Below are 14,098 nucleotides of genomic sequence, written 5' to 3'. Positions count from 1 at the left end.
TACGTTCGTCAGACACCACCGGTCGGGCGTTCAGAAAAAGCAAGACGACACTCGACAGAGCTCCAATGGTCTCTAAACACGAACACCTCCGACTTACGTTATCACTGAATTGCAGACTAATCTTGATTTGAGAAATACCATTCTCCCCGAAAATAAGCCGAACAGTCCGGTTTCCTATGGCTGTAAATTTCCGTTTGTATTTTCTTTGCCGGTTAGCTCTAACGTTAGATTCCGGGTTTTATACCGGAGGACCATTGGAGCAGGAACGAGGGTCCGGTTAGGGTTTCCGAACGCCCGACCGGTGGTGTCTGACGAACGGAGTGAGGAGTTCCGCCGGTCAGTGAAGGAAAGCCTTAACGGACCGTTCCAGGCGAACCAGTCTGACGGCATAAAAACCGGAATCGGAATAGAAAGAAAAAATAAACCTACTTTTTAAATAGTAACGGCGGTTTTAACGGTTATAAAGGTTTTAAAGTCAAGTCTGACTGTTGTAACTAAAAACGATACAGAAATACTGTTTCAGGTCTTTAGAATCAATTGTGTGTCGGTGTTTCCGCTTCTTTCCGCTTTTTCTGGAAGTTGTCCACTACGAATGCAGTGAAAATCGGAAAAAATACCATGCCTGAAGCGGCTAGGATAACAGCCAGCGATTGGCCTAATTTTGTGACGCCGAAGATGTTGGAACCGACGGTAGTGACGTTCATCAATGACCAGTTGAAGGCATCCCAGTAGTCTTTGACCATGGGGTTTGGGCCATGCTCGACGAAGTAGAACATGATGCTGCAAAAATAAATGATAACAAAGACGATGGACAGATAGGTGACGAACAGATTGGTTACTTTACTGCGGGTCATCCAGCTGACGATGATCGATATACCGTAGATACCCCGGGCGATAGGAATTAAACGCAGTAAAACCCAGGTGGCATGGGAAAGATGGGCGGAAGAAATATATACGATATTCAGATAGGGGATAGAAATCAATAATAAAAAGATATGATGACCCAGAAAATGCCATCCTTCCTGACTAAAATACCAGCGGACAAAGAAATCTGCCAGGAAAATCGTACAGACCATTAAATGGGTATTCAGAATAAAGCGTTCGGATAAAATCGTTGTTGCAGATAATAATTCGATAGAAATAATTACCAGAACCAGTATGCTACTGAGCAATACCATAATGTTCAGGAATTTTACGATAGGTTTATCGTTCTGTACCATGGTCTATGGGTTTATAAAATTTGTAAAGTTCATAAAGTTTGTAAAGTCGGTGTCCCCTGCGGGTACTTAATTTACGGGACTTTCGGTGGGACGCATCGGGGACGTAAACGAAGCGCTCGCAGGGGAAACGACTTTATGAGTTATTTTATAATTTCTACAGTGTCGCCACTGAAGACATTGACTCCGAGTTCCCGGGCGATGTATTTGATGGCAGCTTGTGCTTTCACCGAGTTTCCGGCATCGTCTAATGGAGGAGCAAAGGCTGCAATACCGAATACGCCGGGCAGACAGCCCATCACGCCGCCACCGACTCCGGTTTTGGCAGGGATACCGCTGGTGTAGATCCAGTCGCCGGTGTGTTCGTAGAAACCGACAGCAGTGATCAGGGAAATGATATGGGGCATCAGGGATTCATCGAATACCTGTTTACCGGTTACCGGATTTTTACCTTTGTTAGCTATCGTACAACCTGCTATCGCTAACTGTTTGGTCGTTACTCCCATAGAGCAATGTCGGGTATAGAGATCCAGCGACATGTCCGGATCGTCGTAAATCCGGTTGTAATTTTTCAATAACCAGGCGATAGAACGATTGTTGAAATTTGTGGCGGATTCCGATTTGTAAAGTTCGTCTTGTAATATTAATTCGCTACCGCATAGATCGGCCATATTGTCGGCAATAGCAGCCCATTTCGAATTGGGATCACCGATGGGCTTAACCATACTATCGGCACTGATAGCGCCGGCATTGACCAAGGGGGTACTCGGATGATCCTTTTCCAGTAAGATTGCCATGATGGAGTTGAAAGGAAGCCCGGTTGCATCGGCGCCTATCTTTTTCAATACGGCTTCGGCTCCATATTGTTTGAGTATCAATACAGCTGTATGGACTTTAGAAATAGATTCGATACCGAAAACATAGGTTGTATCTCCGGCTTCGATGACTTCTCCCGTGGGTAGACAGACAGCGATACCGAAAAGGTTAGGATCGATTTTAGCCAGGAAAGGGATATAGTCGGCATTCTTTCCGCCTTTCAGATTTTTTACTTTCTCATGAGCTTGTTTGACAATGGCTTCGAGGTCGGTTATTTTTATGGTCTTTTTCATGATTCAAAATTTAATTTTTTCTGTTCCGGATTTATTGAAAATAAGCCGGAACAGAAAAAGGGATTATTTTTGTGAAGTCGGGTTTTCTTTTGCTCCCAGCGTTGGGGGAATTGTTGTTTGCCCGGTCGATGTATTAGTCTGAGGAGTGCCGGCCGGGGTTGTTACCGGAGTGGGGGTTACTGTGGCTGGGTTTGTTGTAGTAGCAGTAACCGGAGCAACTTCCCAATGAAAAGGTTGGATTTCCGTATTCGGATCTTTCCAGGACGGCTTACGCAAAGAATAAATAATCAGTGGTATGGCTACAAAGATAATGCACCCCAGGATCAGTACGGTAAACCATACGGTATTACTTCCGGTTGCAATCTGAGAAGGTGGGATAAAGCTTAATACGAATGCCAGCAGGGCACCCAGGAAACCGATGCCTGCCACTATCCAGATCAGGCCGTTTCCTTTCCGTCCGATAGCGAAAGGACGATCGGCTTTGGACATTTTATACCGTAAAGTGATGGCTGCTGTAAACATCAGCATGTACATAATCAGGTATAGCAATACGGTCAACTGTGAAAGCATCTGATAGAAAGATTGGACAGAAGGCATGACAACAAATAATAAGGCCAATAAAGTAACGATGCACCCCTGAATGATCAGGATGTTTTTCTGTACTCCGATTTTATTCGTTTTTTGGAAAAAAGGAGGCAGATAACCGGCTTTACCGACGGCAAAAATACCTTTTGACGGACCGGCAACCCAGGTTAGAACTCCGGCTAATACACCGAACATCAAGGCGATGGCGATGATTGGCGAAGCCCAATGAATATGAAGATAAGCCAAATAATTGTCAAAACCGACCAATAAACTTTGGGTTAAGTTGATTTCTTTAGCCGGAATAATCAATCCCAGGGCAAAAGTACCTAGAATGAAAATGACAACGATAATGATGGCACCGATAAAGATGGCTTTAGGATAGTTCTTACTGGCGGGTTCTTTTACATCCATAACGTGAATACCGGACATTTCCATACCGGCATAAAACAGGAATATACTGGAAGCTAATACCAGGTTATTGAAATTGGACAGGTCCGGGAAGAATCCCTGACTCATATCCATGTTGTTATGCCCTCCGGTTGCTAAATAGATAATACCGAAAAGAATCAGTAAACCGGCCGGAATAATAGTTCCTACCGTTGCGCCGATTTTTGAGATTTTACTTACCCAGCCCAATCCTTTCAGTGAAATAAAAGTGGCTAACCAGTAGATGACCAATACAGTGACCAAGGTAAAGACTTTGTTAGAAGCCAGTGCTGCATCATGTACATTATTCATGCCAATATAGGCAATGGATACAGCACCGAAGGTCAATACGGTCGGATACCAGATGGTACTTTCGATCCATTGCAGGAAAATAGCCAGGAAGCCGTATCTTTTTCCGTAAGCTTCACCGACCCAACGAAATACCCCACCTTCTTTGTTGGAGAACATGGCCGCTAGTTCGGCCGCTACCAACGAAGTCGGGATTAAAAATACGATTGCAGCGAACAGATAATAGAAAGCCGAACTCAGGCCATATTCGGCTTCTGCCGGCAGACCACGAAGACTCACTACTGCTGCAACGTTCATGATAGCCAGGGTCATTACGCCGATTTTTGCCGCCGTTCCTGTTTTTTTGGAATTTGTTGCCATAGTTTGAATAAATTTAATTAATAAATATAAGCTTGAAATTAAGTGTTTTATATTTTTTGAATTTGTTATCGCTTTTGCTGTCCTAGGTACGAGTTTGATAAAATGAATGTTTAAATCCTTACATTATTTAACTTTGACGGAGGAAATCCTTTTTCCTTGAAGTGGGATAAGAAGAAAACAAATTAAACCGATATTTAATTGTATAATTTTGGATACTTTTGCAGGATATCTACTAAACAGTGATAAAAATGACAGTTGCAGAAGCACAAACGCTTTGTTTGAAGCAGGGAACCCCTTTTTATTCCTATCGTTTACCGGGAGAACGAGAATCTGTTTTCGGCGCTCAGCTGGACGGTGAAGTTGCCCCTTTCCGTCAGGTTGGAGAACAGGGAAAGGGATTTATTCTGGTTCCTTTTGCCGAATCTGAAGAAGTACCTGCCTGGTTTATCCGGGGAGATATAACCTTTAGGGAGGTAACGACGGATATTGAAATCCGGACCGGCTTAAGCGGGACTATGGGGCTAACCGATATTAAACCCGGGCAGGAACCGGATATTTCCTGGGAAGAATATGAAAGTCAGGTGGCGGCGATGGTAGCGGCCTTAAAACAAGGTCAGGTACGCAAGATGGTTTTGTCCAGAACAATTACTTTACAGGAACGGGCTTATGAAAAAGCGGCTGTCTGGTATACTGCTTTGGCTGATCGTTATCCGGAAGCTTTTGTGTTTTTGGTTTTTGTTCCTGGTAAAACCTGTTGGTTGGGAGCGACACCGGAGATTTTCTTGAGGCAGTCGGCGGCTGGAACCGAGACTATGGCTCTGGCGGGTACCCGAAGGGTAGGAACATCAGGAGCTTGGGGGCAGAAGGAGATCGAGGAACAGGCTATCGTAACGGAATATATGGCAGAGCTGTTAGAGACGGTATGTGGAGAAAAATGGCGACAGGAGGGCCCCTTTTCAAAACAAGCCGGACAGGTTGAACATTTGTGTACCGTTTTTCAGCATGTGGGAAAACTGACTCCCGGGCTGACCGACCGGGTACGTCGTGCTTTGCATCCGACTCCTGCGGTGGGAGGGGTACCTGCTGGATCGGCTCTTCCGATGATCAGGCGGATAGAAGGACGTAACCGGCGGTATTATGCCGGGTATGTGGGGCCGGTATCGGGTGACGGATGTTGGGATTGGTTTGTGAATTTACGTAGTATGGAGTTGTGGCCCGATAGAATCAGATTACATATCGGAGGGGGGATTACGGCCTTGTCCGATCCCCGGAAAGAATGGGAAGAAACTGAATTGAAATCGAGGACCTTGTTGGATATCGTACAGTATAGCGATAAATAAATTTTGTCGTCGGAATATGGAATACTTAACTACAGATAAAGAAGGAATAAAGATATTGATAGAGGTTCTGAAAGAAAAAGGAATCCGTCAGGTGGTATTATCGCCGGGCTCCAGAAATGCTCCTTTGTTGGTTGCATTTGCCCGTGAGAAACAAATCAGGCACTTTGTCGTGCTCGACGAACGGAGTGCCGCTTTTATGGCTCTGGGTATGGCGCAACAATCGGGTGTTCCGGTGGCTTTGGTATGCACGTCGGGGACTGCTCCTTTGAATTATGCACCGGCGATAGCGGAAGCATATTACCAACGTTTACCCTTGATCGTGATCACGGCCGACCGTCCGGTGGAATGGATCGATCAGGACGATAGCCAGACAATCCGGCAGCAAGCGGTTTTCCGGAATATTGTAAAGGCTTCTTATCAGTTACCGGCCGAACTGTTCCATGCAGACGAACACTGGTATGCCAATCGTCTGGTCAACGATGCTTTGAATACCGCTTTGAAAGGCCGGCAGGGACCTGTACATCTGAATATACCCTTGCGGGAATCGCTCTATGGGCTGAGGGATTACCCGGAGCGGGAAGTAAGGACGATCGAATGTATCGATCCGGCCCCGAGTCTGTCGGTCGGGGTGATGCAACGTCTGGTGGATATCTTCGATCATTGCCCGAAGGTGATGATTCTGGCCGGATTTCATCGGCCTGATTTCCGGTTGAGAGAAGCGCTTCATCGGTTGGCGGGTTATCCGAATGTAGTGGTATTGACAGAAACGCTGGCTAATGTGACTTCTGAGCGGCATATCGGAACGATCGACCGGGTATTGGCAACGGTAAAAGAGACAGAGCGGGAGGAATATCGTCCGGAGTTGTTGATTACTTTCGGGGGACCGTTGATTTCCAGGCATGTGAAAGCTTATCTGCGGAAATTCCGGCCTCGTTGGCATTGGAGTATCGATCGTACCGAGCATCCGGCCGATACCATGCAGGTACTGACGACTCAGATCCAATTGGAAGCAGAAGGTTTTTTTCCGCAATTGGTAGCGGTGGCCAAAGGTAGGGCATCTGATTATGCTTTGCGTTGGAAAGAAAAGAAAGAATCGGCGGCAGTACGTCATGAGGAATTTGCCGGTCGGGTAGAGTGGTCGGATTGGAAGGCTTTTTCGCTTATTTTGCCGGCATTGCCGGAAGGATCTGCCTTGCAGCTGGCTAACAGTACTCCTGTGCGTTACGGACAACTGTTCGACTATTTTCAGGTGAAGCGGGTAGACGGAAACCGGGGGACAAGTGGGATAGACGGTTCGACTTCAACAGCTGTGGGGGCTGCCTTGATGAGGGAAGGAATAACAACGCTGATCACCGGGGATATGAGTTTTCTGTACGATTCCAACGCATTGTGGAATAAATATATATCCTCTCGTTTGAAGATTATTGTGATGAAAAATGGCGGGGGTGGTATTTTCAGATTCATATCCGGTCCTTCGGAACTGGAAGAGTTGGAAGAATGTTTCGAAACCGGGACGGAGGTAGATGTCTGCGGATTTGCACAACTTCATCATTTCCGTTATTTCAAAGCAAGCGATGAGGTTGAACTGGCCGGTGTTTTACCTGAGTTCTTCAATGAAACCGAATGGCCCGTGATCCTGGAGGTCGAAACCCCACGTTTGAAGAATGCAGAGGTGTTGAAAAGTTACTTCCGGAGTTTACAAGGAGAATGATAATATATTAAATAAAACAGTTTATGAGAAAGTGGCAAACCATAAAAGAATACGAAGATATCAAATTCGATTTCTTCGAAGGAATTGCAAAGATTACGATCAACCGTCCCCGGGTGTATAATGCTTTTCGTCCTCAAACGAATAAAGAGATGCTGGATGCGATGACGATTTGCCGGGAACGCAACGATATCGGGGTTGTCGTGTTGACAGGTGCCGGAGATAAAGCTTTTTGTTCCGGGGGAGATCAGCATGTGAAGGGTGTAGGAGGATATATAGATGAGAACGGGGTGCCCCGTCTGAATGTACTCGATTTGCACAAGGCAATCCGTTCACTTCCCAAACCTGTGATCGCTATGGTCAACGGTTATGCTATCGGAGGCGGGCATGTGTTGCATGTAATCTGTGATCTGACTATCGCTTCCGAGAATGCCCGTTTCGGACAAACCGGACCGAAAGTAGGGAGTTTCGACGGAGGATTTGGTTCTTCGTATCTGGCTCGTTGTGTCGGACAGAAAAAAGCACGTGAGATCTGGTTTCTTTGTCGGCAATATACAGCCAAAGAAGCCGAAGAAATGGGAATGGTCAATAAAGTGGTTCCCTTCGAACAATTGGAAGACGAGACGGTGGATTGGTGTAAAACCATTATGAAACGTAGTCCTATGGCTATCCGAATGATAAAACGGGCTTTGAATGCCGAATTGGATGGGCAACACGGACTGATGGAATTTGCCGGAGACGCGACTTTGATGTATTATTTGATGGCTGAAGCCCAGGAAGGGAAGAATGCCTTTTTAGAGAAACGGGATCCGGATTTCGATCAATTTCCCAAATTTCCTTGAATTCTTTATTCGATCAGGTTATCGGTATCATGTTGAAAGCATCTTTTCAGAAATATCGGCTTCATTTCAAAGAACCTTCCGGGACGTCCCGGGGGATTCTGTTGGATAAGGATACTTATTTTATCCGGATTTGGGAGGAAGGCGCGGAGACCTGCTTCGGGCTTGGCGAGTGTGCTCTCTTCCGGGGATTAAGTGCTGAAGACCGGCCGGATTATGAAGAAAAGCTGAGAGAGGTTTGTAATCGTATCGCTGAAATAGAGATAGCCTCTCTTCAGGAATGGAGTTCGATCCGTTTTGGTGTGGAGATGGCATTCGCCGATTTGCGGCAAGGAGGAAAGCGGATTTATTTTCCTTCTGCTTTTTCTGCCGGCGAAGCAGGGATCGAAATCAACGGACTCATCTGGATGGGAGACCGGGAAACGATGTTGCAACGAATCCGGGCTAAATTAGATGCCGGATTTCATTGTATAAAAGTGAAAATCGGAGCCATTGATTTTCAGTCGGAGCTCGACTTATTGAAATTTATCCGTCGCCGTTTCGGTAGGGAAGACGTGGAACTGAGGGTGGATGCGAACGGCGCTTTCGCTCCTGAGACAGCTCTGGAACGCTTGGATGCTTTGGCAAAATACGATTTGCATTCTATCGAACAACCTATCCGTCAGGGGCAATGGCGGGAGATGGCCCGGCTTTGTGCCCGGACACCGGTGCCTATAGCGCTCGATGAAGAATTGATCGGAGTAAACGATGCCGGGCAGAAACGTGAATTGCTGGAAGCGATCCGGCCCCGGTACATTATTTTGAAACCGGCTTTGGCCGGTGGTTTTAGCGGAACGGAAGAGTGGATCCGGCTGGCTGAAGCAAGAGGTATCGGATGGTGGGTGACTTCTGCCCTGGAGTCGAATATCGGATTGAGTGCATTGGCACAATGGACGTATGGATTACAGAATCCGATGCCTCAGGGATTAGGAACAGGGCTGCTCTATACCAACAATATCCCTTCACCTTTGCAGCTGACCGGGGAAAGATTATATTATCGTCCACAGAGAATGTGGGATTTGTCGTCTATTAGCTGAGTATATGATGGAAGTACGGTTAAATGGAAGGGTGTATACTTGCCTGGAACAACTTCGTGAACAGGCAGATGAAGAATTGTTCCTTTTTTTAGAAGAGTGGTTCGACGATCGTTCTTATGTACCGGGGCATACTTCCGGTTCGACAGGTGCTCCTAAAGAGATACAGTTGTCCAAAGCGGATATGCGGGCTTCTGCCCGTATGACAAATGCTTTTTTTGCTATCGGCCGGGAATCGGTTTTATTGCTGTGTCTTTCGGTTTCGTATATTGCGGGAAAGATGATGGTCGTCAGGGCTCTGGAAGCAGGTGCCGAGTTGTTGACTGTGAAAGTTTCCTCTCATCCTTTACGAATAACGGGACAGGAGGAATATGTGGACAGGAGGATCGACCTGGCTGCTATGGTGCCGATGCAGGTGGAGGAATCTATGAAATCGGAATCGGAAAAACAACGCTTCGGGTATATTCGTCATCTGATTATCGGAGGGGCTCCGGTATCCGTGGCTTTAGAAGAACGGTTGAAAAAAATTCCGACACAATGTTACGCTACATATGGAATGACCGAGACGGTGTCTCATATCGCCTTGAAAAAGTTGAATAGTGATCCGGCTTATTTTGCCTTGGGGGAGGTTGGCTTCGAACAGGATGAGCGGGGATGTCTGATCATCGATGCCCCCCATTTACAAGCCCGCCGTTTTGTGACGAACGATATGGTCAGATTGCATGGAAACAAACGGTTCGAGTGGCTGGGAAGGTTCGACTATGTGATTAATTCAGGAGGGATCAAATTGTTTCCTGAATTAATCGAACAAAAATTGGTCCGTAGTATCCCGGGACGTTTTTTTATTACTTCCCGGCCGGATGAAGTGTTGGGCGAAAGTGTCCTGCTGGCCTTGGAAGGGGCACACTGGGACTTCGTGTCTTTGCAACTATTGCTGCAAAAAATCCGGCCTTTGCTGGGACGTTTCGAGTTGCCCAAAGCGTTTGTAGTCAGTCCTTTTTTCCGGGAGACGACCTCTGGGAAAGTTGTACGTACCTTGCCTGAAAATGCGGTCTTTTATCCTGTCCATCAATTGAGGGTCTCCGAATGATGACGGAAAAAGGCAAAAATACTGAAACAACAGGCGATGATCGTGCTGAGGATAAAAGGGAAATAGGCCGAATCCGTTGAAAACAGACTTTCGATTCCCTGTAGGATAAACGGATAAGTGATGATTGCGATATAATTCATCACCATCACCAGGGACAGGACGAAAGTGGCTTCCGAAGGTTTTACGTGGGAAGCTGTTTTATCGTAAATGATCGGTTGCATGATTCCATAGCCAAAGCCGGTCAGAATGACTCCGAGGGTCAGTAAGAACATACCTGCTTTGAAGACAAAGAAGATTAATCCTACGGTCAGTAAAACGATGGCTATAAAATTGGTATAGGCTTTCAGTAGAGCGATGATGCGGTTGATCAGCAAACCCGGTAAAGTCATAGACAAAAAGAATACGGATATCAACGTGCCGGAAATGTCGTAATTCCCCAATTTCAGATTATGCATATAAAGGGAGAGATTGAGCGGTATGGTCAATGCCAGAAAAGTAGCCACATAGTAGAAAAGCATGAGTTTGATCAACCAGTTGTATTTTTTATGATGATGTGTCGCCGGCTGTTGAACCGGAGTTGCCTCTTGGGCCGAAGCGGAATAGAAAGGTGGTTTTTCGTCCAGATAGAATGCGAAAAACAGGGAAATACCTGAGATACAATATACGACAAAGGATAAATGCCAGCTGATACCGGCCAGAAAACCGGCCAGTAAAGTGGCGATAACCAGCGTGAGGTTAGTGATCGCAGACACATAGCCCAATTGTTTTGTCCGGTAAGAACCCGAAAAATAATCGGCGACCAGGCCTGTTGAAAAAGGAATTACCAGTCCGGCTCCTATGCCGAGCAGGCCACTGATCAGCAGCAATGCCCACATCCGATCGGCGAAAGGATAGGCGATACTACAGGCGGAAAATATCGCCAGACCGGTAATCAATAATTTTTTTGTATTGAAATAAAGGGACATACGTCCTGCCAGGAGGATGAAAGGAACGATGATAAACGAGGGTAGCGATTCCAGCATTTGCAGTTGTAATTCACTTGTCGAACTGAATATCGACTCCAATTTACCCAGAATAGGTGAGATAGCGAGGCCTGGTAAAGAGGTTACCATGGATATAGAATAAATAGCTATCAATTTTTGCAATGTCATATTTCCCTGGCCTGTTTTGATCTTCATGGTTTTATGGCTTAATTAGAAAGTAATTTTGCATGGTCTGTTTATGGAATTGTAACGCAGGCGGACCTAAAAAGTTAAATCATTTCGGAAAAATGTATCGAAACTAAAAGGAGGCATGCCGAAACTTATTCGATGGTTTGTCGTTATTAAGGGAAATAAACTAAACAGACTCACGATGAGAACATTTAAAAATCAGATGCAGGCTTTTGCCATAAAACAGCTATTGAAGTATGTAGAAAGAGATCCTGAGGTAAATGCGGCTAAAGCTTTAAAGATAATCCGGAAAATAGACCTTGACGGGACTTACGGATCCTCCTGGGATGAATTAGAGAAATGTTTACAGGATCCCGGGAACAATTGGACGCGTCTGGTAAAAAAGGCTTATACGGAATGGGATCCGCATGTCAGGAAAAAACTATTCGAATCCCTGATATGTAATGCAGCGATCATCGGTAATAGTGCTGTAAAAGAGACCAGTAAAAAATATGGGGTGCATGTACCCTGGACGATTTTGATGGATCCGACCTCTGCCTGTAACCTGAAGTGTACGGGGTGTTGGGCGGCCGAATACGGGCATCAGATGTCAATGGACCTGGAAACCCTGGACCGTATTATTACCGAAGCCAAAGCTTTGGGGATTTATATGTTTATTTTTTCGGGTGGGGAACCTTTAGTCCGGAAAAAAGATATCATCAAACTTTGTGAAAAACATACCGATTGTTATTTTCTGGCGTTTACCAACGGAACCCTGATCGATGAGGCTTTTGCCGACGATATGCTGAGGGTTGGAAATTTTGCACCGGCTATCAGTGTCGAAGGATATGGAGAAGAAACGGATATGCGGCGTGGAAAAGGTACTTTCAAGGCAGTGATGAAAGCAATGGAGATATTGAAACGCAAACGCTTGTTATTCGGTATGTCGACTTGTTATCATCGTAAAAACGTCGATGTCGTCGGGTCGTCTGAATATCTTGATTTTATGATCGACCAAGGGGCTGCTTTTGTTTGGTATTTCACTTATATGCCGGTCGGTAACGATGCTGTACCCGAATTGATGGTGACTTCCGAACAGCGGAAATTCATGTACGAGCAAGTACGTATGTTCCGTAAGACAAAGCCGATCTTTGCTATGGATTTCTGGAATGACGGGGAGTATGTCAGGGGATGTATCGCCGGAGGACGTTATTATTTCCATATCAATGCCAATGGGGATGTCGAACCTTGTGCTTTCATTCATTATTCGACAGTCAATATAAAGCAGGTTTCTTTGCTGGAAGCACTTCGTTCTCCCTTGTTTAAGGCTTATCAACAACGCCAGCCTTTTAATAAAAATCATTTGCGTCCTTGTCCGTTGCTGGATAATCCCCATAGTCTGAAAGAAGTTGTGCGTGTTTCGGAAGCTTATTCTACGGATATGCTGAAACCTGAAGATGTGGATGTATTGACAGGTAAATGTGTCGGAACTGCAGAAAAATGGGGGAAAGTAGCCGATCACATCTGGTATGGTAAAAACGGTACAGGAGAGCAGAAAGAAGAAAAACAACTGGAAACAGAAAAATCTGCCGAAAAACGGAAAGGAAATGAGGTGAAAGATAAGGAACGGGAAACTTCGGAACAAAAGCAGGAAAAGGAAAAAGCTTTAAGTGTTTAATGGGTTTTATGTGTCCGGATCAGTACTCGCTGACCTGAATAGAGGGTGGTGGCGAATAAATAAATGTCACCCCCTTCTTTTATGTTACTGCGTTTGCGGAGTTCGGCCACTGTCAGGGGAAAATTACGGGTGGTCAGATTGGCTTTGGGAATTTGGCGGTAAAGCTGTTTCAATAACTTACCGGAAAATTCATAGGTCTCTTCGATAGTGAAGATACGGCCTGGAAAATCCTGACATAAAGATTCGGAGGTGTATAAATGACTGTGCCGGTGTAATTTGAATAAATTCAAACGGGTAGCGATTAATTTGAATGCTCCGCTTTTTAAGAGGGCAGCATGGGGTTCGTAAAGATAGTTTTGCAAGGTTTGACACACTTGCAACGGAGCTTCTTTCTCTTCGTCGGGAGTAAAGATAAAAGGTGGCTCGGCGGTCGTACCGCCTAGATTTACTGCATATATTTTTACCGGTTGTACAGAGGGGGTAGTGCCTTCAAGGATGAATAACAGTTCTTTGCATTCATTCCTTACCGCCAGAATATGGATTTCACGGGTTTCCGGTAAGAGCCGCAGGGTCTCTTCGGGATCGGCCATCGGGGATATTTTGACGATTACCCGTCGGGCCCGTTCTAAAAGCAAGGGTTTGAGCTGGAGAATGTCGGGTTCACAATCGGTCAGAGCGAACAGTCGCTTATTACCATTGCCCCGGCGTGCAGGATCCAGATAGAAAGTATCGGCTTGCAGGGTTTGAATAATATCACATGCATCCGAATGGATAATATGAATATTGGAGGTATTCAACACCTTGAAATTATGCTGTGCTGCGGTACAATATTCCGGAAAACGTTCGACGTAAATAACGTTCCCGGCTTTTTGGGCGAAGTAAAAAGTATCGATCCCGAGTCCTCCGGTCAGGTCGCAAACCGTATTTCCTCTAAGAAGTTGCTGTTTATACAGGGCGGTTTGTTCCGATGAACACTGTTCGGTGGACAAGCGGGAAGGATAGATCAATTCATCCTGCTCATACCAGAAAGGAAGCTTATGTTGAATCTGACGCCGGGCGATAATTTGATCGATGGCAAAACGGATATCGATACCGGGAAAGCGGGAAGCGGCCAACAGTAGTTTGTCGGTATTGTCAGTCAGATGTGCGCGTATGAATTGTTTTAGCCCGGCGGTTAGCTGCATGATCTTATCATTTGCCGGCAAAGATACGA

Annotated in this window: 11 protein-coding genes; 6 read left to right on the top strand and 5 right to left on the bottom strand. The window is 45.7% G+C overall.

All coding sequences use genetic code 11. From position 1 onward, the window contains the following. Positions 1 to 533 precede the first annotated feature (533 nt). From AC5RDS_RS03595 to gadC, 3 genes are all read right to left on the bottom strand, one after another. Positions 534 to 1,220, bottom strand: a complete 687-nt coding sequence (locus tag AC5RDS_RS03595) for an ion transporter (protein WP_013610714.1) — start codon at positions 1,218 to 1,220, stop codon at positions 534 to 536. Between the two features lie 140 nt (positions 1,221 to 1,360). Then, positions 1,361 to 2,326, bottom strand: a complete 966-nt coding sequence (gene glsA / locus AC5RDS_RS03590; protein ID WP_013610715.1) for a glutaminase A — start codon at positions 2,324 to 2,326, stop codon at positions 1,361 to 1,363. Between the two features lie 63 nt (positions 2,327 to 2,389). Next, positions 2,390 to 4,006, bottom strand: coding sequence for a glutamine/gamma-aminobutyrate antiporter GadC (gene gadC, locus AC5RDS_RS03585; RefSeq protein WP_013610716.1), 1,617 nt, complete (start codon positions 4,004 to 4,006; stop codon positions 2,390 to 2,392). A gap of 248 nt (positions 4,007 to 4,254) precedes the next feature. Here gadC and AC5RDS_RS03580 point away from each other — a divergent pair, with 248 nt between their 5' ends. The 5 genes from AC5RDS_RS03580 to AC5RDS_RS03560 are packed head-to-tail and all read left to right on the top strand — an operon-like array spanning position 4,255 to position 10,056. Then, positions 4,255 to 5,346: a chorismate-binding protein gene (locus AC5RDS_RS03580; protein ID WP_118945052.1), complete on the top strand. Its 1,092-nt coding sequence runs from the start codon at positions 4,255 to 4,257 to the stop codon at positions 5,344 to 5,346. Between the two features lie 16 nt (positions 5,347 to 5,362). Continuing rightward, a complete protein-coding gene (gene menD / locus AC5RDS_RS03575) occupies positions 5,363 to 7,057 on the top strand; it encodes a 2-succinyl-5-enolpyruvyl-6-hydroxy-3-cyclohexene-1-carboxylic-acid synthase (protein ID WP_368318324.1) in 1,695 nt (564 codons plus the stop codon). Positions 7,058 to 7,080: 23 nt separating this feature from the next. Next, the gene (gene menB / locus AC5RDS_RS03570) at positions 7,081 to 7,896 is read left to right on the top strand and encodes a 1,4-dihydroxy-2-naphthoyl-CoA synthase (RefSeq protein ID WP_013610719.1); all 816 of its coding nucleotides are present in this window, start codon (positions 7,081 to 7,083) and stop codon (positions 7,894 to 7,896) included. A 29-nt stretch (positions 7,897 to 7,925) separates the two neighbouring features. Further along, positions 7,926 to 8,969 carry an o-succinylbenzoate synthase gene (locus AC5RDS_RS03565; RefSeq protein ID WP_118104194.1) on the top strand — a complete coding sequence of 348 codons (1,044 nt, stop codon included), beginning with the start codon at positions 7,926 to 7,928 and terminating at the stop codon, positions 8,967 to 8,969. Between the two features lie 4 nt (positions 8,970 to 8,973). After that, on the top strand, positions 8,974 to 10,056 hold the full coding sequence (locus tag AC5RDS_RS03560) for an AMP-binding protein (protein ID WP_118108102.1): 1,083 nt from the start codon (positions 8,974 to 8,976) through the stop codon (positions 10,054 to 10,056). On the opposite strand, the gene AC5RDS_RS03555 is transcribed toward AC5RDS_RS03560, so the two are convergent. After that, positions 10,035 to 11,234: an MFS transporter gene (locus AC5RDS_RS03555; RefSeq protein ID WP_013610722.1), complete on the bottom strand. Its 1,200-nt coding sequence runs from the start codon at positions 11,232 to 11,234 to the stop codon at positions 10,035 to 10,037. The two genes, AC5RDS_RS03560 and AC5RDS_RS03555, sit on opposite strands and share 22 nt — an antisense overlap. Before the next feature lie 175 nt (positions 11,235 to 11,409). Here AC5RDS_RS03555 and AC5RDS_RS03550 point away from each other — a divergent pair, with 175 nt between their 5' ends. Continuing rightward, positions 11,410 to 12,885: a radical SAM/SPASM domain-containing protein gene (locus AC5RDS_RS03550; RefSeq protein WP_195457728.1), complete on the top strand. Its 1,476-nt coding sequence runs from the start codon at positions 11,410 to 11,412 to the stop codon at positions 12,883 to 12,885. Here the strand turns inward: AC5RDS_RS03550 and AC5RDS_RS03545 are convergent. Next, positions 12,882 to 14,069 (bottom strand): class I SAM-dependent methyltransferase, encoded by a 1,188-nt coding sequence (locus tag AC5RDS_RS03545; protein ID WP_022160059.1) that lies wholly within the window; start codon positions 14,067 to 14,069, stop codon positions 12,882 to 12,884. The two genes, AC5RDS_RS03550 and AC5RDS_RS03545, sit on opposite strands and share 4 nt — an antisense overlap. Between the last annotated feature and the right edge of the window lie 29 nt (positions 14,070 to 14,098).

This window comes from Odoribacter sp. (assembly GCF_985060555.1).
The sequence above is the reverse complement of the archived record's forward strand: the minus strand, read 5'-3'. Positions and strand labels throughout refer to the sequence as shown.